17 protein-coding genes are annotated in these 24,787 nt (G+C 43.7%); 11 read left to right on the forward strand and 6 right to left on the reverse strand.

Going from position 1 to position 24,787, the window contains the following annotated elements; genetic code table 11:
* Both RMY27_RS10420 and RMY27_RS10425 read left to right on the forward strand, forming a co-directional pair.
* On the forward strand, nucleotides 1-2,625 hold a 2,625-nt coding region (locus RMY27_RS10420; RefSeq protein ID WP_322662870.1), incomplete at its 5' end, for a hybrid sensor histidine kinase/response regulator.
* A 328-nt stretch (nucleotides 2,626-2,953) separates the two neighbouring features.
* Nucleotides 2,954-5,044 carry a prolyl oligopeptidase family serine peptidase gene (locus RMY27_RS10425; RefSeq protein ID WP_322662872.1) on the forward strand — a complete coding sequence of 697 codons (2,091 nt, stop codon included), beginning with the start codon at nucleotides 2,954-2,956 and terminating at the stop codon, nucleotides 5,042-5,044.
* Nucleotides 5,045-5,072: 28 nt separating this feature from the next.
* Here the strand turns inward: RMY27_RS10425 and RMY27_RS10430 are convergent, their stop codons facing one another.
* Nucleotides 5,073-10,028 (reverse strand): PAS domain S-box protein, encoded by a 4,956-nt coding sequence (locus RMY27_RS10430; RefSeq protein WP_322662874.1) that lies wholly within the window; start codon nucleotides 10,026-10,028, stop codon nucleotides 5,073-5,075.
* A gap of 308 nt (nucleotides 10,029-10,336) precedes the next feature.
* Nucleotides 10,337-10,705 (reverse strand): hypothetical protein, encoded by a 369-nt coding sequence (locus RMY27_RS10435; RefSeq protein WP_322662876.1) that lies wholly within the window; start codon nucleotides 10,703-10,705, stop codon nucleotides 10,337-10,339.
* Between the two features lie 383 nt (nucleotides 10,706-11,088).
* On the opposite strand from RMY27_RS10435, the gene RMY27_RS10440 reads away from it, so the two are divergent.
* Nucleotides 11,089-11,340 carry a hypothetical protein gene (locus RMY27_RS10440; protein WP_322662878.1) on the forward strand — a complete coding sequence of 84 codons (252 nt, stop codon included), beginning with the start codon at nucleotides 11,089-11,091 and terminating at the stop codon, nucleotides 11,338-11,340.
* A gap of 686 nt (nucleotides 11,341-12,026) precedes the next feature.
* On the opposite strand, the gene RMY27_RS10445 is transcribed toward RMY27_RS10440, so the two are convergent.
* Nucleotides 12,027-12,248, reverse strand: a complete 222-nt coding sequence (locus RMY27_RS10445; RefSeq protein ID WP_292782333.1) for a DUF4327 family protein — start codon at nucleotides 12,246-12,248, stop codon at nucleotides 12,027-12,029.
* A gap of 614 nt (nucleotides 12,249-12,862) precedes the next feature.
* On the opposite strand from RMY27_RS10445, the gene RMY27_RS10450 reads away from it, so the two are divergent.
* Nucleotides 12,863-14,095, forward strand: coding sequence for a cysteine desulfurase-like protein (locus RMY27_RS10450; protein WP_322662881.1), 1,233 nt, complete (start codon nucleotides 12,863-12,865; stop codon nucleotides 14,093-14,095).
* A 99-nt stretch (nucleotides 14,096-14,194) separates the two neighbouring features.
* Here the strand turns inward: RMY27_RS10450 and glp are convergent, their stop codons facing one another.
* Both glp and RMY27_RS10460 read right to left on the reverse strand, forming a co-directional pair.
* Entirely contained in the window at nucleotides 14,195-15,460 is a 1,266-nt protein-coding gene (gene glp / locus RMY27_RS10455) for a gephyrin-like molybdotransferase Glp (protein WP_322662883.1), read from the reverse strand.
* 18 nt (nucleotides 15,461-15,478) lie between these two features.
* A complete protein-coding gene (locus RMY27_RS10460) occupies nucleotides 15,479-16,105 on the reverse strand; it encodes a PEP-CTERM sorting domain-containing protein (RefSeq protein ID WP_322662885.1) in 627 nt (208 codons plus the stop codon).
* A 309-nt stretch (nucleotides 16,106-16,414) separates the two neighbouring features.
* Between RMY27_RS10460 and RMY27_RS10465 the strand changes: the two genes are divergently transcribed.
* The 7 genes from RMY27_RS10465 to RMY27_RS10495 all read left to right on the forward strand — a co-directional run bounded on the left by RMY27_RS10465 (nucleotide 16,415) and on the right by RMY27_RS10495 (nucleotide 23,054).
* Nucleotides 16,415-16,972, forward strand: a complete 558-nt coding sequence (locus RMY27_RS10465) for an RDD family protein (protein ID WP_322662886.1) — start codon at nucleotides 16,415-16,417, stop codon at nucleotides 16,970-16,972.
* A 43-nt stretch (nucleotides 16,973-17,015) separates the two neighbouring features.
* Nucleotides 17,016-17,210 carry a 50S ribosomal protein L33 gene (rpmG, locus tag RMY27_RS10470; protein ID WP_094351774.1) on the forward strand — a complete coding sequence of 65 codons (195 nt, stop codon included), beginning with the start codon at nucleotides 17,016-17,018 and terminating at the stop codon, nucleotides 17,208-17,210.
* A gap of 2 nt (nucleotides 17,211-17,212) precedes the next feature.
* Entirely contained in the window at nucleotides 17,213-17,428 is a 216-nt protein-coding gene (gene rpsR / locus RMY27_RS10475; protein ID WP_012411240.1) for a 30S ribosomal protein S18, read from the forward strand.
* Nucleotides 17,429-17,573: 145 nt separating this feature from the next.
* Nucleotides 17,574-19,634 (forward strand): ribonuclease R family protein, encoded by a 2,061-nt coding sequence (locus tag RMY27_RS10480; protein ID WP_322662888.1) that lies wholly within the window; start codon nucleotides 17,574-17,576, stop codon nucleotides 19,632-19,634.
* A 58-nt stretch (nucleotides 19,635-19,692) separates the two neighbouring features.
* A complete protein-coding gene (locus tag RMY27_RS10485) occupies nucleotides 19,693-20,664 on the forward strand; it encodes an alpha/beta hydrolase (RefSeq protein ID WP_322662889.1) in 972 nt (323 codons plus the stop codon).
* Nucleotides 20,665-21,026: 362 nt separating this feature from the next.
* The gene (locus RMY27_RS10490) at nucleotides 21,027-21,869 is read left to right on the forward strand and encodes a 2-isopropylmalate synthase (RefSeq protein WP_322662891.1); all 843 of its coding nucleotides are present in this window, start codon (nucleotides 21,027-21,029) and stop codon (nucleotides 21,867-21,869) included.
* A 96-nt stretch (nucleotides 21,870-21,965) separates the two neighbouring features.
* Nucleotides 21,966-23,054, forward strand: a complete 1,089-nt coding sequence (locus RMY27_RS10495) for a hypothetical protein (protein ID WP_322662893.1) — start codon at nucleotides 21,966-21,968, stop codon at nucleotides 23,052-23,054.
* 82 nt (nucleotides 23,055-23,136) lie between these two features.
* Here the strand turns inward: RMY27_RS10495 and RMY27_RS10500 are convergent, their stop codons facing one another.
* Nucleotides 23,137-24,735 carry a B12-binding domain-containing radical SAM protein gene (locus RMY27_RS10500; RefSeq protein ID WP_322662894.1) on the reverse strand — a complete coding sequence of 533 codons (1,599 nt, stop codon included), beginning with the start codon at nucleotides 24,733-24,735 and terminating at the stop codon, nucleotides 23,137-23,139.
* Nucleotides 24,736-24,787: the final 52 nt, after the last annotated feature.

Raw genomic sequence — 24,787 nt, forward strand, 5'->3', positions numbered from 1 at the left:
CAGATGGAAACCACAGAGAATCCTGTGGATGAACTATCAGAAACTATTAGTTTTGGAGAAAGCTCAGAATCAGCATTATCCGAAGCACAGCCAGGTGATTTGTTCGGCTCTCTCGATGAAAATCCGCAACTGCTGTTTGAAGATGTCGCGACAAATGAATTGACCTATATTCAGATGGAAACCACAGAGAATCCTGTGGATGAACTATCAGAAACTATTAGTTTTGAGGAAAATTCAGATTCAGCCCAGACAAGCCCAGAAGTTGTAGATACTGAGGAAAATAATAATTTAGAAACTACCTTTGATACAAGAGAAAACACAGTTGTTGAAAATAATTTATTGTTTACAGAAACCACTGAAATAGTTGCTCAAGAAGATGAATTTGCAGACTTGGCAGCATTATTAGGAGAGGACGTAGCACCCATCCCTAAAGCTAAGAAGATACCAGAAGTAGATTTTGCTGCCTTGGAAGACTTGCTAAGTACAGATAACAACAACGATGTCTACGACGGTCTACGCCAACGCCAGCCCTTCAACACTCAACCAGTCTCAGCTAAAAATGCTACTCCATCACCAGTTATAAAAGATGAATTTGGTGACTTAGAGAAATTGCTGGCAGAAGCGAATCAAACAATATCCCATTCTACTGTAGTAAAATCGAACACCAGCCAAGCTACCCGTCCCTCTACTCGTCGGGCTGCGAGATTTGAAGAAACGATGAAGGTTCCAGTTAAGCAACTGGACGATATGAGTAATTTAGTTGGGGAGTTGGTAGTAAACCGTAATACCTTAGAGCAGGATCATGAACGACTACGACAGTCATTAGATAACTTGCTGATTCAGGTACAACAACTCTCAGATGTGGGTGCCAGGATGCAGGAGTTGTACGAGCGATCGCTACTGGAAGCATCTCTGTTAGCTGGACGCAAAAAGAAAGACCCCGACGGCTTACAAGACCCTGATTCCAATGCTGACAGGGGTTTTAGCGAACTAGAAATGGATCGTTTTACTCCCTTTCACACACTCTCACAGCAGATGATTGAGCGCATTGTACGAGTGCGTGAGTCGGCTAGTGACATTGATTTTGTTACCGAAGAAACCGAACGAGTCGCTAGGCAGTTCCGCCAAGTAACCACCCAGCTACAAGAGGGATTAACGAGAGCGCGAATGGTGCCTTTTGCTCAAACTATTGATCGCTGGCGGCGAGGAGTGCGCGACAACGCCATTAAGTGTGGCAAACAAGTAGAGTTGGTGATCGAAGGTGGCGAGACCTTAATTGACAAGATGATTTTGGATCATCTGACCGATCCGTTGACTCATATGCTGAATAATGCGATCGCTCACGGTATTGAAACGCCAGAAGAAAGGCAAACTGCTGGTAAACCACCTGCGGGAATCATTACTATCCGTGCCTTCCACCAAGGGAACCAAACGATCATTTCTGTCGGCGATGATGGTGCAGGCATCGATTCGGCAAAGGTTAAGGCTAAGGCTGTGAAGATTGGTATGATTACAGAAGCGCAGGCAAAAGCGATGTCTCGCCTGGAAGTCTACGATCTGCTGTTCCAGTCTGGTTTTACGATTAAAGACCAAGCCGATGAAATTTCTGGTCGTGGTGTGGGTATGGACGTGGTGCGCTCCGAGATTAGCGAAATTCGGGGAACAGTTAACACCGATTCTGCGATCGGCAAAGGAACCACCTTCACTATTCGTTTACCACTGACTCTGAGTATTTGTAAAGCTCTCTGCTGCGTCTCCGATCGCTCCAGGATCGCCTTCCCAATGGATGGTGTAGAAGATACGCTAGATATTCCAGTCAAAAATATTCAGCATGATGCCAATGGGCAATCATTTATTTCCTGGCGCGATACGGTGCTACCATTCCGACCTCTGAAGGAACTTTTAACCTTCAATCGCCAAATCAGTCGCGGTAATGTCTATGGCGGTACTAGAGACGATGATATGGTTTCTGTGGTTGTGGTGCGATCGGCAAATACCTTGATTGCTCTACAGATTGACCTGGTGTTAAGCGAACAAGAAATTGTAATTAAGCAATTTGAAGGCCCAGCACCTAAACCCATTGGTGTAGCTGGTGCTACAGTCTTGGGCGATGGTCGGATTATGCCCATTGCTGATGTACTGGAAATAATCGACATCTTCCAGGGACGGATTTCTACACAAGCTGGTGGCAATTCTTGGCAACAAAAACTGACTCCTCCAGATACCTCTCCTGCGAAGATTGACCCAACAGTGCTGATTGTCGATGACTCAATTACAGTCCGAGAATTGCTATCCCTGACATTTAACAAAGCAGGTTATCGCGTAGAACAGGCACGTGACGGTCAGGAAGCTTGGGATAAACTCCGTTCCGGTCTGCCTTGCGATATCGTATTTTGCGACATCGAAATGCCCCGTTGCGACGGTCTGGAATTACTCTCTCGCATCCAGAAAGACTCTAACCTTAACCACTTACCGATCGCAATGCTCACCTCGCGCGGTGCAGACAAGCACAGACAAATTGCCGCTCAACTCGGTGCTAGTGGCTACTTTACCAAGCCCTATCTCGAAGAAGCTCTACTTGAAGCCGCAGCGCGGATGCTCAAAGGAGAGAAACTCGTTAACTAAATACAACCAAAAGACTTCGATTTTAGGGAAAAGTGTACACGCTTCTACCTCGATTAAAGCTGATACTATTTTTTAGTAGTACAATTGTTCTATAAGCAAAAATAGCACGTTTTGCCCCGTCAGAAGCCGGGGCTTTCTTTTTGAGAACAATTAGAGTGTATACCCCAAGTCTCAATACTTGTCGGGTTTTGGGGAAAAGGGCAAAGAAAAAACCTTTAACCTTTTCCCCAAACCCAATTCTGAGTTCAAAATGCAAAAACCGAGTAGTATTGCCCCAAGTCTTGGGTCTATCTTTGTAGTATGTAAAGAAGCACTTTGACCTAAGACTATGCCTTCTTCTGAAAATCTCACTTATCCAACCAGCCATAAGAGTAATCAAGCTGATAATTACCACGGTACTTTAGTCGCAGATCCTTACCGTTGGTTAGAAGATCCTGATTCCGAAGAAACAAGAACTTGGATTGAGGCACAAAATCAAGTTACTTTTGGCTACCTGAGTGAAATTCCTGCTAGAGAAAAAATTAAACAGCGCCTCACCAAACTTTGGGATTATGAAAAATACGGTATTCCTTTTAAAGAAGGCGAATCTCTGCGAGACGGTTCCACCGAACGCTACTTTTATTTTAAAAATGATGGACTGCAAAACCAAAGTGTCCTTTACACCTTGAAAAGCCTTGACGACCAACCCCAAGTTTTACTCGATCCTAATAAACTCTCAGAAGATGGCACTGTTGCTCTTTCGGGATTATCGATTAGCGAGGATGGTAAACTTTTAGCTTATGGTCTATCCTCCTCCGGTTCTGATTGGCAAGAGTGGAAAGTACGCAATGTTGAAACTGGGGAAGACCTCCAAGACCACTTGAAGTGGATTAAATTTTCTGGCGCATCTTGGACACACGATAATCAAGGTTTTTTCTACAGTCGCTACGATGAACCAAATGAAAAAACTCGATTAGAAGATGTCAATTATTATCAAAAGCTTTACTATCATCAACTAGGTAAACCTCAATCAGAAGACGTTTTAATTTATCATCGTCCTGACCAAAAGGAATGGGGTTTTAGTGGTGGCGTTACTGAAGATGGACGCTATCTAATAATTTCAATCTGGCTAGGGACTGACTCTAAAAATTTGGTTTTTTCTAAATATTTAACTAACCCTAATGCGGAAGTCGTAGAACTAATTAACCAATTTGAGGCAGATTACAGCTTTATCGACAATGATGATAGCGTCTTTTATTTTCGCACAGATTTAAATGCACCAAGGGGGAGAGTTATTGCAATTGATACGAAAAACCCTGCGCCAGAAAATTGGCAAGAAATTATTCCCCAATCAACAGAAACTTTGGAAAGTGTCGGTATACTTAATAATCAGTTCGTTGCAGATTACCTCAAAGATGCTCACACTCAAATCAAAATTTTTGACCTCAAAGGTGTGTTTATTCGAGAGGTAGAACTACCCGGACTCGGTTCAGCCGGAGGCTTTGGGGGCAAGCGTTATGATACTGAAACTTTTTATAGCTTTACCAGCTTTACCATACCAGGTACTATTTATCGCTACGACATGGTGACAGGAAAAAGTGAGGTTTTCCGTCAACCACAGGTAGATTTTAATCCTGATGAGTACGAGACAAAACAAGTTTTTTATCACAGCAAAGATGGTACTAGAGTACCAATGTTTATTACACACAAAAAGGGCATTAAATTAGATGGAAATAACCCTACTTATCTCTATGCTTATGGTGGTTTTAATGCCTCAATGACACCTGGATTTTCTGTGAGTCTGTTGGTGTGGATGGAGATGGGTGGTGTCTATGCTATGCCTAATATCCGTGGCGGTGGAGAATACGGCGAAGAATGGCATCAAGCAGGAATAAAGGATAAAAAGCAGAACGTCTTTGATGACTTTATTAGCGCTGCTGAGTGGTTGATTGCTAACAAGTATACTAATACTGAAAAGCTAGCGATCGCAGGTGGTAGTAACGGCGGTTTATTAGTGGGTGCTTGTATGACGCAACGTCCCGATTTGTTTGGTGCAGCTTTACCAGCAGTCGGCGTTATGGATATGTTGCGGTTCCACAAATTTACCATCGGTTGGGCTTGGACTTCCGAATATGGTTCAGCAGATAATCCAGAAGAGTTTCCGGTACTATATGCTTATTCGCCATTACATAACATCAAACCAAATACAGCTTACCCAGCAACCTTAATTACCACAGCCGATCATGACGATCGCGTTGTCCCTGCTCATAGTTTCAAATTTGCCGCCGCTTTGCAAGAGGCTCACGCAGGTGATGCGCCAACCCTAATTAGAATTGAGACTAAAGCAGGACATGGTGCGGGTAAACCCACGGCTAAAATTATCGAAGAAGCCGCAGATAAATGGGCTTTTTTGGTACGTGCTTTGGATGTGAAATTTTAGTAACTTTGTCGGGTGGGTAATGCCTACCCTACGAGACTAAACTAACTATCGCCTTGACTAACTTCTCTGGCTCTACAGGTTTTGTAATGTGAGTTTGAAATCCTACTTGAAATGCTCTTTGTCGGTCAATTTCTGCTGCATAAGCTGTCAGTGCGATCGCCCGAATGGTTCCTCCTTGATTTGGTGGGCGAGATCGAATCTGCTGCATCAGCATATAGCCGTCCATCTGTGCCATACCTATATCACTCACTAGCACGTCAGGAGTGAACTGCTCTAGAGCTTGCAAAGCTTCTAAGCCAGAAGCGACGGCTGTCACATTTGCCCCGCTTTGTTCTAGCATAAATGCCTGAAACTCGCGAGTATCTGCCTCATCATCCACCAGCAAAATTTGAATACCTTCTAAAGGCACTTCTGTGTCTATTTGAGTATGGATTGGCTCGGATGCGTTGAGCTTTGCTCTTGCCGCAGGCATCGCTCTTGCCTGCTGCATGAGTGGCAATTGGATGATGAAGGTTGCGCCTTGATTTTCACCCGGACTTTCTGCTGTCACCGTACCTCCGTGCATTTCGACAATTTGTCGCACGATCGCTAGCCCTAATCCCAACCCGCCAAATTTGCGTGTCGTTGAGCCGTCTTCTTGCCGAAAATACTCAAAGACATGGGGCAAAAACTGGGGATTGATGCCCTTGCCAGTATCGATTACCCGAATCTCAGCTAGTCCGTCGAATTGTCGCAGTTCAATCATCACTTGTCCGCCGTTGGGTGTAAACTTAACCGCATTGGTAAGCAAATTCCACACCACTTGCTGCAAACGCGCTGCATCCCCAAAAATTGGAGCGATCTCAAAGTCAAGATCGAGAGCGATCGCAATATTTTTTGCTTCTGCTGCCAAACGCACTGTTTCAACGGCAGCAGAAATGATAAAGGTCAAACTGACCTGAGCCGCTGTTAAGCTGAGTTTGCCCTGCATGATTCGGGAGATGTCGAGCAAATCTTCGATTAGTCGCGTCTGTAAATTGGCATTGCGCTCGATAATTTTCAAGGCTTCGGCTCTTTGGGCTTCGCTCAGTTTGCCGTTTTGTAGTAAGTGCGTCCAGCCTAAGATCGGGTTGAGAGGCGATCGCAATTCATGGGAAAGTACCGCCAAAAACTCATCTTTGATCCGGTTGGCGCGATCGGCTGCCTCTCTTGCGGCTTGTTCGCGGGCGAGGAGTTGTTCTCGTTCTGCCTGAATGCGTTTTTGCTCAGTGATGTTGAGTACAGTGCCAACAAAGCGTTGTGGATTGTTGGCAGCATCAAAGTAAGTCTGTCCTCTGGCCGCAATCCACCGTTCAACCCCATCCTGAATCCCAATCGTGCGATATTCTACGTCATACTTACCGTTGCTTTTTGGATTCAAAGTCCATTGCACCACCTGTTCTAGTCGTTCGCGATCGTCGGGGTGCAGTCCGGCAAAAAAGACCTCAATGCTGCTCTCGGCTTCTGGTGGTAAGCCAAACATGGCTTTGCAACCCTGATCCCAAATCAATTGATTGGTGATGAGATTCCAGTCCCAGGTGCCTAATTGAGCAGCTTCGATCGCCATGCGGAAGCGGTTTTCACTGTCGCGCAAGGCTGCTTCAGCGCGGGCGCGTTCGATCAGCGGCGCGACACGCGCCGCAACGTTTTCCAGCAACAACATCTCATTCGCCGTCCAATGGCGCGGCTTGTCGGAACTGACTCCGACCGAAGCCACCCAACGCCCTTCACGGACAAACGGTGCGATGATATAGGATTGCAGATTGATGAGCGTGTAATTGTCGGCGAAATCCTTTGTCCACGGATGTGTGTTCACGTCGTCAATCCCGAACGGTTGATGTGCCGCCGTCTCCCACCATTCCTTCATCCCGAAAAGGGTAAGGTCGTAAGTTCCGGCAAGGTCTGATCCGTCGAGCCGCCAATCGGGTAAAACCGTTACCTGTCTGCCGTCCGGCGTGACATCGAGATAATAGCAGCGATGCCCGTTCAAAAACGTTCCGACTTCGCGCGTGACGATGCGGTTGATTTCAGCCGCATCCGTCACCGTGCCGAGTCTTCGGCTTAACTCAGTCAGAAACTCTACTTGTCGTTCGGCTTGTTTGCGCTGGGTGATGTTGCTGAAAATCATGGCGACTTTATGCTCTTCCGGCTCGTCCACTGGGAAAGCGTACAAATCGAACCAGAACCCCATTGCTTCGGAACTGTTGATCCACCGTTCGGGCTGTCTTGTTTTGTCAACTCTTCCGAGAGTTTCTGCCCAGTGTGGCTCAATATCCGGCACCAACTCGCGGACGGTTTTGCCAATTGCGTTTTTGAGCGTGGTGATGTTCTCGAAAGCCGGATTAGTTTCAAGATAGCGGTAGTCAACTGCCTTTCTGGCATCGTCGAATAAAACTTCGACCAGACAAAAACCTTCGTCAATCGAATCGAACAGCGTGCGGTATTTCTCCTCCGATTCGCGCAAGGCGGCTTCGGCGCGGGCACGTTCGACTGCCGCCCAAGTGCGCTCGGCTACTTCTTCCGCCAAGGACACCTCGTCCGGTGTCCAAGCTCGCGGCCCGGATGTGTGAACTGCCAGCCCAGCTACGAACTCGCCCCTCTTGAGGAGTGGTATGCCGATGTATGCCCCAATTTGGATCGCAGCATAGGCTGCTCGCTGATCTGGAGACAGGTTGGGATCGGCTTCTACATCAGACACGGACACGGTGCAACCAGTGCGGTACGCAGCGAGCAGCTTGAGTCCGAACGAATCAATCGGGTAGTTGCCAGCGAGTGCTGTGGTTCCGTTTACATAGTCACGTTCAACGACGTAATCAGCACCGTGAACCTCGAAGTAAGCTACCCGGTTCGCGCCGAGATATTCACCCAGCACACGGCTGGCCGTAACCTGAATCTCTATTGGGTCAGCAAGCAAACGAAGCGCGTCGGCGAGAGAAACACGGAAAGCATCAAATTCGGCGGCTTGCCGCAAAATTTCTTCTGCCCGTTTGCGATCGCTTGTATCGGTGAACAAGAGGGCAAACTGATGATTTTGCGGTTCCCCGACTCGAAAAGCGTTGACATCAAACCACTGATTCATCGCCACGGATTGATTTTCAAACCGCACAGATTCACCAGTCTGCACGACTTTGCCATAGATATCAAACCAATGCACTTCTATATCTGGAATCAGTTCCCGTATTGTTTTCCCGACCACATTCTGAAGTCCCGTCATTCTTTCAAACATCGGATTGACTTCTAGAATGCGATAATCAATCGGTTCACCGTTCTCGTCAAACAGCATTTGGCAAAGGCAAAAGCTTTGGTCGATTGACTCAAACAGCATCCCGTAGCGTTCTTCAGATTGACGCAGGTTTGCGGCAGTTTGAATCTGCTCGGTAACATTATTGAAATAAACAGTGATACCGTTTGGGGCGGGGTAGGTGCGAACTTCGTACCAGCGATCGTGATCCGGGTAAAACGCGGTTAATGACGCAGCCGCACGATCCCGCATGGCGCTCCAGTAAACCTGCGCCAACTCATTGCCAATCAGTCCTGGATATTCTTCCCATATATTCTTGCCAATCAAATCATCCGGAGCGCGATCAAGCAGTATCTCAGCAGAGCGATTGACATAGGTGAACCGCCAGTTCTCATCCAGGGAAAAGAAGGCTTCAGCGATGCTCTCCAGAATATTCCGGCTCTGCTCCTCACTTTGGCGCAAGGCAAGTTCAGCCCGTCTGCGCTCGGTGATGTCTCGCGTCACGCCTGCCACTGCTTCTACTGCGCCATTTATGCCCAAAAGTGGCACGAAAATGTATTCATAGGTGCGTGTGCTGATTGCACTGGTGTAGGGCGTTTCATCCTTAAGCAGCTGGCGTGTGGCGATTACCTGTTGAATCTGTTGCTGAAGTCGGGTCGCTAAATCGGTTGGATAATCCAGCTCAAAAAAGTTCTTTCCCAAAGCTTCATCCGAAGTTTTTTGCCAAAGATTGAGCAACGCTGGGCTGATATACGTGAACCGTCCCGCCAAATCAAAGGTGTAAATAAAATCGGGAATTGCAGCCGCGATCGCGTCGAACTTCCGCAGTTGCCGTTCGAGTTCGGTGCGGCTCTCACGCGAAATGGCTTCAGCACGGGCACGTTCAACGGCTGCCCACGTTTGCGCTGCTGTTTCCTCAACTAGTCTCACGTCATCTTCCGTCCACTGGCGAGGGTTTGCCTGATGCACCGCCAGCAACGCGATAAATTGACCGTTCTTGATCAGTGGCACATCAATATGCGCGGCAATATCAATCGATCTATACCTTGCCTTCTCGCTGGCTGTGTATTTGGGGTAGTTTGCCACATCAGGAACGATCGCCGTTTGCCCCGCTCGATGGTCATCTGTCAGGTTGCGTCCAAAGTCTTCCAAATGATACAGTCCGCTTAGTTCGGCAACACCGTTCGTGTAGTTTTTATAAACGATGACCTCCTTGCTGCTGGGTAACACTTCAATGTAAATGACTCGGCTTGCGCCTAGAGACTCGCCTAGAATGCGGGCAGCGATCGCCTGAATCTCATTAGCGTCAGTCAGCGGGCGTAGTGCATTGGTGAGCTTTACTCGAAACGCATCGGCTTGGGCAGCTTGACGCAAGGCATCTGTTGATGTGCGCTCCGGTAGCAGATCGGATTCTACCTGCTGGACTTGATCTAGTTCTGTTAATAGGATTTGCACAGCTGTTTTTAGGCTGTCCGACCAGGTTTTGACAGCCCCTAGAGGCGTTTGCGACCAATTGTGCGATCTCAATAATGTACCTATCTCGCCGCCACCAACAAAGAGGTTTTCAGCCTTTGTGCGATCGGCAGCCCATCCCTGGCGGTGTCGCATTTCCCGTTCTAAAGCCCTAACTATTAAATCATTAAATGATTCACTACCTTCCTTGAGTTTCCTGGCTTTTGCAAGCAAGTCAGGTGGAAAACAGATTGTTAAGGCTTCGCGTTCCATAGCAATGAGTGTAACCAGATATGGATACCATTTATTCTATTGTGCCCATAGAATAGTAAGACTAGGTTTGCTTCCACTTTCCTTATCTGCAATCAGCAAGTGAGTTTTAATATTGATAGATGAATTAAAATTCAATATTTTCCTAAACAAATTAACCGATAAATATAGAGAAAAGTAAAGAGAGCGAGCGCCTAAATTACTTATTTTTAAAATACATCTTAAAATTATTCATCAATTCAACTTAGATGCTGAATTAAAATAATGTTTACTTAATTTAAATTATTATTTATTTCATAAATAACGCAATACTAGCCTTGACAAAGGATTAAACCATAAGAGTGAAGGTAAATAATTTTTTGCCTATCTCTCTGGCTAAAAATATAGCATCCATGAACGATGACATGAGTGTTTTCGGCAAAATTGCAAAATTTCTCTTCGCTTCGGCGTAGTGCTGCTTCGGCAAGTTGGCGTTCGCGCTGCGCGGCTTGCTGTTCGGTAATATCTCTGCCTACCCCTTGTATTACAACAACCTCTGCTTTGTTATTATGAATTGCGATCGCATTCCAAGCTAATTTAAGTAGTTGCTCGTTGAATCTTATGCTGAATTTTTCAATTATAGTGATTTTCTTGGAATTTATCTGAAGATAATTTGAGAATTTTGTGAAAAAATCGTTCAAAGGGTTGCAGGTTTGGGGTGTGGAGAACCAACATTTTAAAACGTGGGATTGAAAACTTGGACACTGTTTTTCTTGCGCTTTGCATCTCGAAAAAGATCATTTTTTAAATGGGCTTTCAACCCATAACTAAAGTTTTATTTTTTAAACCTACACCCTACACCGTACACCCCACACCCTGTTTTTTGTAAATCAGCCTAAAAGCATTACTTAAGAAATGTGTATAAGTTTCGCTAAATAATTAAGTATTTTAACTATCTTCACAAGTTCCTCATATTTAAAGATTATAGTCAAAATATAGACAGTTTCTTTTAAATATCTACGGGTTTCTCAAGTAGCTGCCCTGATTTGCGATAACACTTTTATGAACAGGATTTGAGAAAAATATGAATTACTGTCCTTGCTGCTCAAGTGTACTTTTAGAACATATACGCGGTGCAGAGACTTACTGGTTTTGTCGCCACTGCTGGCAGGAAATGCCTATTTATAAGTGGAACGAATCCAGTTCATTCGCTGATGCTGTCCTGGGAAAACTACCTAGCAAGCTTCAAAAAGAAAAACGTAGGAGTACTATTGTTTACGCAAGCCAATGGCAATCGATTACTGAATGGATTGGGCTAGAAGAGTTACCTACCTAATGCAATTTCCTGAAATCTTTTAGTATAATTATTTTTCTTGATGTCAGTATTAATTGGTCAAGAATGTGAGGTAGTAGCGCAAGCATTAAGTATTAACTGACACAGTTAAAAAAAGAAGACAGAAAACTTTTGGGTCAGCGCCAAGAATCTAACCTGTGTAGGTTGGGGAACCACTGCACCCTTGCGGTTTCCCGAATTGTACCCCTACGGGGAAGCAAGCTACGCATAGCGTCTCCCCTTCTCCTTTTGGGAGAGGCTAGCGCCAAGGGAGAAGCAAGTGGCGTTTGAGGAACAAAACCCAACATTTCCTGGACTTTGTTGAGTTGCGCTTTGCTTTACCCAACCTACAATTTTTCTTAACTAAACTGTATTGGCTTTTAACGAGTTCGGTGTTAATAATTATTGTTGGGATAAAGAGGGAAGAAAAAGAGTTTGAGCCTTGTTTACTTCTCCTTAGACAGCTTGTTTTGATTGTGGCAACTTGCTTAACAGAGAATTATTGCTACGCCAGCGATGGTTTTCTTGTCTTTTCAAGCGCCTAAGTCATCTATAAAGATTTATTGCTTACTTTAATAATCTCTTGCTTATAACTCCCGATTCATTCAAGAGTTTTTAATGTTGAAAAATGAAGTTGTAATTTTGATTTTATTGGGATGCAGCTAATAGTGGTTTAGCTTTATGCAGCCTCAATCATCTTCCCAAGATTCGTGATTCAGTAAATCGATAATTCTATCTCTGAGTAGAAATTCATTTTTTTCTAACTCAAGCTCAAAATTAACCCAGTCCCGATGAGGAATATATTTACAGAGTGTATAAATTGGCTGTTGACGGTTAACAAGTCTCTTTTTAACAAGTTGAAGTGCTTCTTGCTTGATAACCTTGATGTCATATTTAACCGTAGTGTTCATAAGTCGTTCCTTTATTTTCAATTAAGGAATTAGGACTCAAAACAATAGTTGCTTTGACTCTCCCTTAAACTTATCAAATAAAATTGGCGAGAATTGTGAAGAATCAAGACATTAATAGTTGCTGGAAGTGAAATACAGGAGATTTCAACTTCTCTACGAACGCGAACAGCGTGTCGGAGACAGAGGCTACGCCAAAGTGAGATACAGAAATACTCGACTACTTTACTCTTTATAAGGGTTGCCACTACGTTGCTCCCCTGAATTGATTTGTTTACTCTTAGCTTTCCCGCTATAAAAGCAAGTGGGGTGAGACTTGGGGGGGGTGTAACTTGTATAGTTCCAAATAGTAAAATACTACTCTTTATGGGTTTAAGTATACCCTGTTTAAATAAGTTCTTGCAGAAGATATTTCCAGAAATTAATAATATACATTATCTAGAACCCTTGTAGAGACATAGCACTGCTATATCTTTCTACATTCTTTTTCACAAAATCTCTAAAGCAATAAGGCTAGCACAACGAGCTACAGACATCAAAAGAGAATATAGATGTTCTCTGGGCGACTTGTGAGAAGGTAGGCTAGGGTAAAGAACATTCTCTATAAAAGTTATACTATGCTCCTGAATCTTGATAAAGTTCGTCAATATTTTCCGGCTCTAGCTGGTGAGTGGACTTTTTTTGATAATGCTGGTGGATCACAAACTCTGAAAAAGGTAGTCGATAGAATTAGCGAATTTCTCTTAACTTCTGATGTCCAGTTGGGAGCTTCTTATGGAGTTTCTCAACTTGCAGGAGAACGATTGGCTTTAGCAACTAGGGGAATGGCTACTTTCATTAATGCTAATTCTTATAAAGAAGTGGTCATGGGGCCATCTACTACAATGATGTTGAAAATTCTCTCAATGTGTCTAGGTCAAACCTTTACACCTGGTGATGAGGTTATTGTTACTAATTGTGACCATGAGGCTAATATTGGTGCTTGGGTAGCTCTTGAAAAACAAGGAATGAAGGTAAAAGTGTGGCAAGTTCGTCCAGATACTTTAGAACTTCATTTAGCAGATTTAGAACCATTGATGAGTCAGCGCACAAAACTAGTAGCCTTGACTCATGCTTCTAATGTTCTCGGAACCATCAACCCGATTAAAGAAATTGCTGCATTTGTACACGATCGCAATGCCATGATTTGTGTAGATGGTGTAGCTTATGCGCCTCACAGATTAGTTGATGTCCAAGATTTAGATGTTGATTTTTATACTTTGAGTTTTTATAAAGTCTATGGCCCTCACCATGCCTTACTTTATGGCAAAGAAGAACATTTATTAAGATTGCCTGGTCTTAACCATTATTTTATTGAACAGACAGACATACCTTATAAATTTCAGTTAGGGAATGTCAATTTTGAATTAAGTTATGGAATGTTAGGTTTATGTGATTATTTAAGTGAATTAGCACAACTGCACTACAGAAATGAAACAGCACCTGATTTGAGAAACCAAATGGTGCAGGCGTTTGATTTAATTAGCATACATGAAGAACATATTAGCGATCGCCTCCTAAATTACCTCAACAGTAAGCCGAATGTGCGAGTGATTGGTCAAGTAAAAGCTGACCGTAAATTTCGTGTACCAACTATATCTTTTGTCGTTGATGGAATAAATAGCTCAACTATTCCGGCAAAAGTTGACCAACATTATATTGGAATTCGCTATGGAGACTTTTATGCTAGACGGCTGATTGAATACCTGGGGTTAGCGTTCCAAGGTGGAATAGTCCGGGTGAGTATGGTGCATTACAACACCCTTGAGGAAGTTAACAGCTTGATTGAGGCTTTTGAGCAGATATTTTAAGATTGGGCTTTAAGCATGGAGAAGACACAAGGTAGACAAGGGAGAGATTTGTTCAATAATTTCTCCTTGTCTTCTTGTATCTCCATTCCCTACTCCCAATTACCCATTACTAAGGTACAAAACTTGCACTTCTTCTTGTGGAGAAATTAATGTTTTACCCACTGGGAGAACAGCTAAGGCATTGGTTTGAGCTAAATTAATTAAATTACCAGAACTGTGACTACCACCAGCTTTGTGAAATTCGTAAACTCCATCAATTAAATGCAATTTACCCCAAAGGTAAGTTTCACGTTTGCCGTTTGATCGCAATTCATCATGCGATCGCACTTTCAAAAAGACTGGCTCCCAACCTTCAGTAATTCCCGAAAGTTTCTTAATTGCTGGTAGCACAAATCGCCAAAATGTCACCAACACAGCAGCAGGGTTTCCTGGTAAACCAAAGTATAATGCTGAGTGTGGAGAGACGCTATTAATCGCGTCTTTACTGGGGAAAGTGGCGACAGTCAAGGGTTTTCCTGGACTAATTTGCACAGCCCGAATGTGGATTTTTGCTTTTAGTGACTCTAGAATTTTGTCAATATAGTCATAATCTCCCACTGAGACGCCACCAGAAGAGAGAACTATATCAGCGATCGCAATGGCGTGAGCAATGGCTTTCTCCAAAGCGACTGGATCGTCTTTCACAATGCCTAAAATTAACGGTTCTGCGCCACTTTGCCTCACCAAAGCTGCCAGCGCATACTGATTAGAATCCACAATTTGCCCTGGTTGCAACGGTCGATCGACTGTCACCAACTCATCACCAGTGGAAAAAATTGCCACACGTGGACGGCGGTAAACACTTAATTGCGGACACTGTGCTGCTGCCAATACCGCAATTTCTGAGGCATTTAACTTAATTCCTGCTGGTAGTAGTTGTGTTCCAGCTTGATAAAAAGATGCTTGCTGTCTGACAAATTCTTGCGGTTTTGGCGCATCCAGTATAAATACGCGGTTTTCCTCGCGGCGTGTTTTCTCTTGCATGACTACAGTATCCGCACCTACTGGGATTACCGCACCTGTAAAAATTCGTGCGGCTTGCCCTGGTTGAATCGTAGACTTGGGCTGATACCCAGCCGGAATCTCTTCAACAATTTTTAAGATGGTTGGTTGTTCGGTGCTAGAGTGTTGTACGTCTTCGTAGCGAACTGCGTAGCCGTCCATTGCCGAATTATCCCAATGGGGAAAATCTAGCGGACTGGTGACAGGTGTTGCCAAAATGCGACTATCTGCTGTCAATAAATCTACAACTTCTGTATCCCGTTGACGATCCAACGGCTGCACCAAATTTAAAATAATTGCTTGTGCATCGCTGACTGATAACATAGCGATCGCCTCCAACTTTTATTCTTGCGTAGCTTTGTCTGGATTTCTATAAGCGGTAAATCCCAAACTACACACTGCTAATAAACCGATAATTATGCTTCCTTCGGGGACTTTGGATACCTGAACCGAATTGTTACTTAAATCTAGGATTTGCTTTGTGCCTGCCGCATCTCTATTGTTAAAACCAAATTCTTTCGCTAGAACCTCATCACTAAAACCTTGGTCTATAAGTGCGAGATTATTATTAAGCCATGTGTCGCCAGGAAACTCGTCATCTTTGCCAACATCAAAGGGGCCAAAGATTTGCTCGGTGGTGCTATCAAAGTTGAATCTTAAAAAGCCGTAGTTAGATATCCCACTAACCACTGGAGTGAAATTATTTATAAGATTACTCAAGGGATCAAAGAAGGAAATTGAGAGAGATTGCAAGTTTTTCGTAGCTCCCAAACCAGCTTCAGAAATGACGCTGGGAGCAGTTGTTGTATCGTAGTTAAATGAACCTTTAGCTGAATAACCAGTGTCTCCTTTCCAGTTAAAGTTGAACTCAGCAGCATGAGCTAGGTTGTTGGTGGTTATGGCGATCGCTAACGCTAAAGTAGTAGTCGTCACCAAACTAATAGCTGTTTTAGGAAACAGATGTGTCATAGATACAACTTCCAAATTAATTAAAATGAAGTTTCTACAACAATACAATATAGATGTACAACCCTACTGTATGTTGCATCCATGACATGTAGCGGCTACTCTCTGAGATGCCAACTAAGTAAACACAGGGTATCAAAATTTCCTTAACTACTTAATCCTATTTTTGAGTCGTGCAGTTGGTAGTTGTACAAATTTTGTTGGCTGGTTTTTGTTCCTTTACAGCGCAGCAACTAGCCAAGTCATCATCTTAATATTAAAAACAGGAGCGATCGTTATTTCCCAACCCCTAAATAAAAATACCTATTTTATATGACTATCGAACGACTTCCCCAAAAACACTATCCCAAAGCTGAGATTGGGCGGCGAGGTATGGCATTGGGACTTGATTTCCTTGGTGTCTGGTTAGTCAGTTCCCTACTGGGAGGCGGCGATATCGGGATTCAATTTGTGCAAATCCTAGTTTTTGTCATATTTTGGCTGATTTTGCGGGTGCTGGTGGTATACAACAATCAAGGGCAAAGTTTAGGGCGTTGGGCGTTCGATTTAAAGGTGCTGGAAGTCGAAGATGGAGAAGTAGTGGGTAGAATTCCAGATTTGCTCTCACTAGTGAAGCGAGAGGCTATTATCGGCTTGGGTGCTTTATTAGTGTCAATTGCCCTGAGCAATATTAGAGCCAATCCCACTGCTATACTGCTAGTAATTCCCCTAGCAATTGATTGTGGTACTGCTTTCTCTGATACCCAGATGCGGCAGGCTTTACATGATCGCTATTGTGGAACTTTTATCGTTTCGTCGCGTCGTGGCTACTCGCTCGATATAAAAATTAAAAGATTAGTTGAAAATATGCGGCGGAATGTGAGAAGATAGTCATTTGTGTTAATTCTCTTCAGGCTTCACTGTTTGTAAGATTATGGCTAAGAGTAAAGGTGCCCGCATTATTATCACACTAGAGTGTACTGAGTGCCGGACAAATTCAGATAAGCGTTCTGCTGGTGTTAACCGTTATACCAGTACCAAGAATCGCCGCAACACTACTAACAGGCTAGAACTGAAAAAGTTCTGCACCCACTGCAACAAACATACTGTTCACAAGGAAATTAAGTAGAGATGAGTTATTTCCGTCGTCGCCTTTCTCCGATCAAGCCAGGAGAACCAATCGATTATAAAGATGTTGATTTATTGCGTAAGTTTGTCACCGAGCGGGGAAAGATACTACCACGTCGGATTACCGGGCTTACGTCTCAGCAACAGCGAGAGTTGACATTAGCAATTAAACGTTCGCGGATTGTGGCTTTGTTGCCATTTATCAATGCAGAAGGCTAAAAAGAGGAGAGACGCGATTAATCGCGTCTGTACAGGAGAGACGTGATTAATTGCGTCTGTACAGGAGTTAAGAATCAAAACTCCTAACTCCTACCTCCTAACTTAAAACTATTTAAACTGTTCACCAAATTAGAGTGCGAGAGTTGTGGAGAAGGGGACGCTAGTTGAATTTAGGGTTCAAGGCGATCGCCGTCTGGGCATCGTAGAACGTCCAGACGGTAAAACCCGCTGGTTTGTGGTAGACGAACGTGGTCAATCCCACAGCCTCGCGCCTAGACAAATAACCTATACAGTTACTGGACAGACTTACAAGGCTTCTGAGATTGCCAGCTTTTTGGAGCAGATCAAGCCTTATTTAGACCCATCTAGCTTAGAAGTGGCTTGGGAATTACTGGTTGAAGATGGCGAAACAGTTACCCCAGACCAAATGGCAAATCTGCTATTTTCAGAATCAGCCGCGCCTCCTCGTTACGCCGCCCATTGCTTGTTATCAGACGACAAACTTTATTTCAAGCAGAAAGGAGACGCTTACGAGCCGAGAACTGCTGCTCAAGTGGCAGAACGCAAGCACCAACTGGAAGTAGAGGCACTAAAAGCTAAAGGACAGCAGGAATTTTTAACTCGTGTAGAGCAGGCGCTCAAAGGTGAAGCAGTAGAGTGGCAGCGCCATGATCGCCAGCGCTTAGAAGGACTAGAAAAATACGCAGCGCTAATAGCTGATACGGTGCGGACGGGAGTTAATTATGACTCCTTGGCTCGCGCTTATCCGCCCAGCGCTCCAGTATTAGAAACTATGACCATGCTGGGGCGGCCCACAACACCCCAAGGAGCCTTTCAACTATTGGTGGATTTGGGTTGCTGGAGTCCTTATGAAAACTTGTTCCTGCGTCGTTCTTCAATTCCGATTCAATTTCCTCATAAGGTATTAGAAGTGGCGCAACAGCGTTTGGATTTCCCGCCGATTGACTCAGATACAAACCGCCTTGATCTGACTCACCTGAAGGTTTACACCATTGATGATGAAACTACCACAGAGATCGACGATGGTCTAAGTTGGGAAGTACTGCCTGATGGACGGGAACGGTTGTGGGTGCATATCGCCGATCCCACTAGATGGTTAGTACCGGAAGATGAATTAGATTTGGAAGCCAGAAAGCGCGGTAGTACAGTCTATTTGCCGACGGGAATGATTCCCATGTTTCCAGAAGTGTTGGCAACTGGGCCAATGAGTCTGATCCAGGGAAAGGTTTGTTGCGCCCTCAGTTTCGGGATTATTTTAGGGACAAGTGGGGGAGTAGAAGATTACAGCATTCATACCAGCTTGATTAAGCCGACTTATCGCCTCACCTACGAAGATGTAGATGAAATGCTGCAATTACGGGTGCAAGCAGAACCGGAAATTGCTGCGATCGCCACTTGGGCACAGCGGCGCAAAGCTTGGCGTTACGCTCAAGGGGCAATTAGCATCACCATGCCCGAAGCGACGATCAAAGTCAAAGGTGAGGAGATCCACATTGATATCTTGGACGATTCCCCATCGCGGCAACTGGTAGCAGAAATGATGATTGTTGCCGGTGAAGTTGCGGCTCGTTATGGTAAAACTCATAACATACCTTTGCCATTTCGCGGTCAACCGCAACCAGAATTACCTCCAGATGAGGAATTGCTTCTACTTCCAGCCGGATTTGTTCGCGCTTGCGCCATGCGTCGTTGTATGCCCAAGAGTGAAATGAGCATTACGCCTTTGCGTCATGCTGGTTTGGGCTTGGATACTTATACTCAAGCAACTTCTCCCATCCGCCGCTACAGTGACTTACTCACCCACTTTCAAATTAAAGCTCATTTGCGGGGTGAAGTTCTGCCATTTTCCGCAGATCAACTTAAAGAAGTGATGATGACTGTCACCAGCATCACCCAAGAGGTGACGATGGTGGAACGACAAACTAATAGATATTATGCTCTAGAGTATTTACGCCGTCATCCAGAGGAAACTTGGGATGTAACAGTGTTGATGTGGTTGCGAGAAGACAGCAACTTAGCCCTAATTTTGTTAGAAGATTTGGGCTTGCAGTTGCCAATGGCTTTCAAACGTTCTGTGAAGTTGGGCGAACAGATAGTGGTGAAAGTTAGCCACGCCGATCCACAAAAAGATATGATCCAGTTTCAAGAAATAATTTATCAAGAAGCTCAAACAGCGGCGAATTAACTACATAAGCTACGCTATAAAAAACTCCAACCACTGCACCCGTCATCAAACAAGAGGAATGATGCAAGCAATAAATCATCGCTTGATTGAGACTAACGGCATCAAAATGCATATTGCTGAACAGGGTCAAGGAAACCTTGTAATCTTATGTCATGGCTTTCCAGAATGCTGGTACTCTTGGCGACATCAGCTTGTAGCCCTTGCAGAAGGTGGATTCCATGTTGTTGCGCCCGATATACGTGGTTACGGGCAGACAGACCAACCAGAGTCAGTTGAGGCATATAATATATTGGAGCTAACTGGCGATATCGTTGGGCTGATTCATGCTCTCGATCAAGAACAAGCCATCATCGTCGGGCACGATCAAGGTGCAACTTTAGCTTGGCATTGTGCGTTGTTACGTCCAGATTTGTTTAAAGCGATCGCTTTACTAAGTGTCCCTTATCGCGCTAGAGCCTGGGAAAGTAGACCGCCAACAGAAATGCTAAAACGGATGTCGGGTGAGCAAGAATTTTATATGTTGTATTTCCAGGAACCTGGTAAAGCGGAGGCAGAACTAGAAGCCAACGTTCGTAAGTCTCTTCGCATGATGCTCTATTCTGCTGCCGCAGATGCACCTCCTGAAGAAAGATGGCGGTTTCTGTTCGACAAATCAGAAAAATTTCTAGACACTTTAACAGAACCAGAGCAGCTTCCGAGTTGGTTGAGCGAGCAAGACCTTGATTTTTTCACCCAAGAGTTTGAGCGAACCGGATTTCGAGGCGGGTTGGCTCGATATCGAAACCTGGATAGAGATTGGGAACTCACGCGCTTTTTGAGTGGCGCAAAGCTCCAACAACCTGCTTTGTTTATTGGGGGAGAGTTCGATGCAGTCGTAACGAGAAATCGAGAACTCGTTAACAACTTAGAAAAAACAGTGCCGAACTTGAGAAAAAAGCTATTGCTGCCAAACGCCGGACATTGGATTCAGCAGGAACAACCTGCTGAGATTAATCGGTTGCTGATCGAGTTTTTAACGAACCCGGCATAACCAATCTCTTGCAGCAGGCAAAGTTCCTTCGTCTATCGTTTAAGTTCTTTCGCAGCCGCTACTGATGTTTGACTCTGGGTTTGTAAGTAATGTGAGTTCGGGACAAGCTCAAAGCATGATTTTATCGTTGGCTGAAACTCTTATTCCTTCGTATAACTAGCAGTAAAATCGTTTTAACCCGAACTGAGGTTAACTACTTTGTCATTCGTAATACTTGCCAGAAGCTAGTATTATCAATTACGAATTATTTTAACCTTGCTCCAATTCCTGTCGGTTACGATATCGGGTACATTGAATGAGGTACTAGTTATGATGTCTAGCAGAATTGCATTTGAAAAAAGCGATCGCTATCTCTAGCTAATATGTCAGAAAATAATCACAAAATAATTATTTTTGATACCACCATGCGTGATGGAGAATTGACGCCTGGGGTAAAAATGAATTTGCAACAAAAAATCATCATCTCCCAACTGCTTGAAGAAATGGGAGTAGATATTATTGAAGTTGGTTATCCAGCAAGTTATCAAAAAGATTTTGATGAAGTATTTAATATTTCTAAAATAATTAAAAATTCTACTATTTGTGGGCTAGCTAGTTCAAATTCAAATGAAATAATCACTCTTGCTGAAGCAATTAAACCAGCAATCAGAGCTAGAATTCATACTTATACTCCGGTAAATCTGAAAAATCAGTCTAAATTAACCAAACAAGAAGTATTAGCAACAATCAAAGAGAGTGTTTCTCTAGCACGCAATTACTGTGATGATGTAGAATGGAGCGCTTTTGATGCTCCCAGAAGTGAGCCAGATTTTTTGTGTAAATCTATTGAAACTGCAATCAAGAGTGGTGCTACTACTGTTAGTATTCCTGATAGCTTAGGTTTAGCATCACCAGAAGAGTTTTCGCAACTTTTGCAAATGATTTTTAATCGAGTACCCAATATTAACGAAGTTATTGTTTCAGTACACTGTCATAATGATTTGGGTATGGCAGTAGATAATTCACTAATTGCTTTAAGTTGTGGCGTGAGGCAAATTGAATGTGCAATTAATGGTTTGGGTGCGAGGAAAGGTAACGCAGATTTAAGTCAAGTTGTGATAGAGGTTTTAAAACAGGGGAATTATCAACTTGAGATTAACACTTCGTTAATGAGTAAAGCGGCAGAGTTAATTTTTCAAATCACTGGGATGGGAAAGGCAAAATAGCTAATATAAGTAAATACAAGTAGACATAAATCAACATAAGTATAATTTTCAACAAAATCAAAAAAAGAGGATAGCATATTAGTTTTCAGAAACAGTATGCAAAAGCAAGACTTTTATCGCGCCGATCCTGTAGCCCGTTGGTTAATTGACAAATGCAAATTGACACCTGTCAGTTTAGGAATGCTCTCAATCGTCATTACATCTGGTTTTTATTTAATTGCTGCTACGGTAAGTAAGACGTTGATATTACATGAAAAACACTTAGGATTGCTACAGGATTGGTTCGCCTGGGTGTGGATCTGCCTGCTCAATCCAGTTATCTTTGGCTATTACTTGTGGTCATTTAAGGCAATCTATCAGCTAATTGAATACCTTGAACAATCGGATATTGTTGACACTACCGAAGCAGAAATTAAGTTGGTATTATTGCCTTACCAAAAGCCGTGGCGTCAATTTGTTGGATTAGTAACAGCGATCGCTTTTGGAATCTGGTATTTCTCTGTACAGCAAGATGTTTACAATTGGACAGGATCTGATGGAGGAATTCCTGCCCTGACGGGTGCAATTAACGCTGTTGCAATATTTTACGCAGGGAGTATAGTAGTGTTGAACCTAACAACTAATGTTTGGTTACTGCATGAACTTTTGGGTAAGAATAATAAGCAACTTAAAATTAATCCACTCCACCCCGATCGCTGTGGCGGTTTAAGTCCGTTGAGCCAATATTCACTAAATACAGCTTACCTAGCGGCTATAGTTGGTACAATGATCACATTGAGTAAGTATCAATTTATTAGTCAAGGAATCGCGCAGGAGTATTGGTATTTTAATTTCACAATCTTACTCTATATTCCCATATCCTTAGTGTGCTTTTTTGGCCCTCTTCTTGCCGCCCGCAGAGGTATGAGAAAAGCTAAAGAAGAATTATTAAGCGAAATTGCCAGGCAGTTTCAAATAGATTATGAACGCATTCATACAAGCTTGAGTAGCGATGGAGAGGCTTTGAAGAAAGAAGCTGTAAAACTTCAAGAATTGCGTTCTATCTACACATTGACTAATGATTTTCCTGTGTGGCCTTTTGATGTTACAACCTTCCGTCAATACTTGCTTTCTGTAGTGACACCGCTTCTCCCCCTGGTAATCAAGTTAGGAGAGTACTATTTTAAGCGCATGGTTGTAAAGTAAGTTAAACTCAAATATTGCATTTGGATAATTTTAATTGAGAACGGGTAATAAGTAATTTATTTACTATTACCCATTACCAACCTTAACTAACTACCGCTTCAGCTTTTTCCTCAGCTTTTTCTTTTACTAAAACATAAGGCTTTTCTGCACCTTGTGCTAAATACTCAGCTAGCTGACTTTCAATTTGATCGCGGACAATTTGGCGATACTCTAGAAAATGCTCGTTGTGGGCGCAAGCAGCGATGTAATGCTCGATAACTCCAGGGTTACGCTTGAGAATGCTAAACAAATGATGCCAGAATTTCCAGCGGGTTTCGCGTTTGATTCCTTGTCGCCAAATCACAATCAGCAACGCTTTTATAACTACCCACTCTGGCATTTTTGCTGGTGCTTTCCAACTCGGCAAACCCATCATCAAGAAACAGCGATAGGTGCGATCTAAGTACTGTACTGGGTCGTATAAACTACAGAATGCTTCAATATATTCTCGCGCAAGTTCTTCTAGAGGACGGGTGGGTAGGAAGTTCATCAATGTTGTTTGGTTGATGTTTCCGTCTTGATTTTCCCGTAATCTTCCTTCCTTTTTCAGGCGATGCCAAAGCGCAGTATTAGGTAACGCTTGTAACATGGCAAAGGTAGTTGAGGGAATTGCTGCTTGTTCAGCAAAGCGGACAATGCGATCGCCTGCACCGGCTTTTTCGCCATCAAAGCCGATAATAAACCCAGCCATTGGGCGCAATCCGGCTTTGGTGATGGTTTGTACTGCCTCAGTTAGAGAACTGCGAGTATTTTGAAACTTCTTGGTCATTTGCAAACTATCCTCATCCGGCGTTTCGATTCCTAAAAACACCGCCGAGAAACCGCACTCAACCATCAACTCCAACATTTCTTGGTCTTGTGCTAAGTCAACTGAAGCTTCCGTGTCGAATCGGAAGGGATACTTATGTTCTGCCATCCAGACTTTTAACTCTTTCAGCAACAACTTCACATTTCGCTTGTTGCCAATAAAGTTGTCATCCACCATGAACACACCCCGTCGCCAACCCAATTCATAGAGGTAATCTAACTCTGCTAAAAGTTGGGCTGGGGTTTTGGTGCGCGGTTTGCGCCCGTAGAGAACAATAATGTCGCAAAATTCGCATTGGAAGGGACAGCCACGCGAAAACTGCACCGACATCATGTCATAAGCGTTTAATTCCAATAAATCAAAACGCGGTATTGGTGTACTTGTGACATCAGGCTTTTCTGTGGCGCGGAAAGTGCCAGATGTGTCTCCTCTTTTTATTGCCTCAATAAACATGGGCAGCGTGATTTCCCCTTCATCCAGAATGAGAAAATCTGCGCCAACATTTTCAACTTCATGAGGTACAGAGGTGGGGTAGGGGCCGCCAACTGCGACTAGCTTGCCACGTTTTTTTGCTTCCTGGATTTGTTCAAGTAAATCTTGTTTCTGGACAATCATTGCAGAGAAGATTACCACATCTGCCCATGCCCATTCTGCTTCTGTTGCTTGGCGGATGTTGCGATCTACCAGCTTGAATTCCCATTCTTGGGGCAAAATCGCGGCTACTGTTACTAAACCCAGAGGTGGTAATAAAACCTTGCGATCAACTAACTCCAGGATTTTTTCATAAGACCAAAAGGTTTTGGGAAATATTGGATACACTAACAAGATTCGCATGTAGTATCAATCCTCACACTTTGATTGTTATCCCACTCTAACGAAAATAAAG

The sequence above is a fragment of the Nostoc sp. DedQUE09 genome, from assembly GCF_034530915.1.
In the GTDB taxonomy this organism is placed as follows: Bacteria; Cyanobacteriota; Cyanobacteriia; order Cyanobacteriales; family Nostocaceae; genus Nostoc.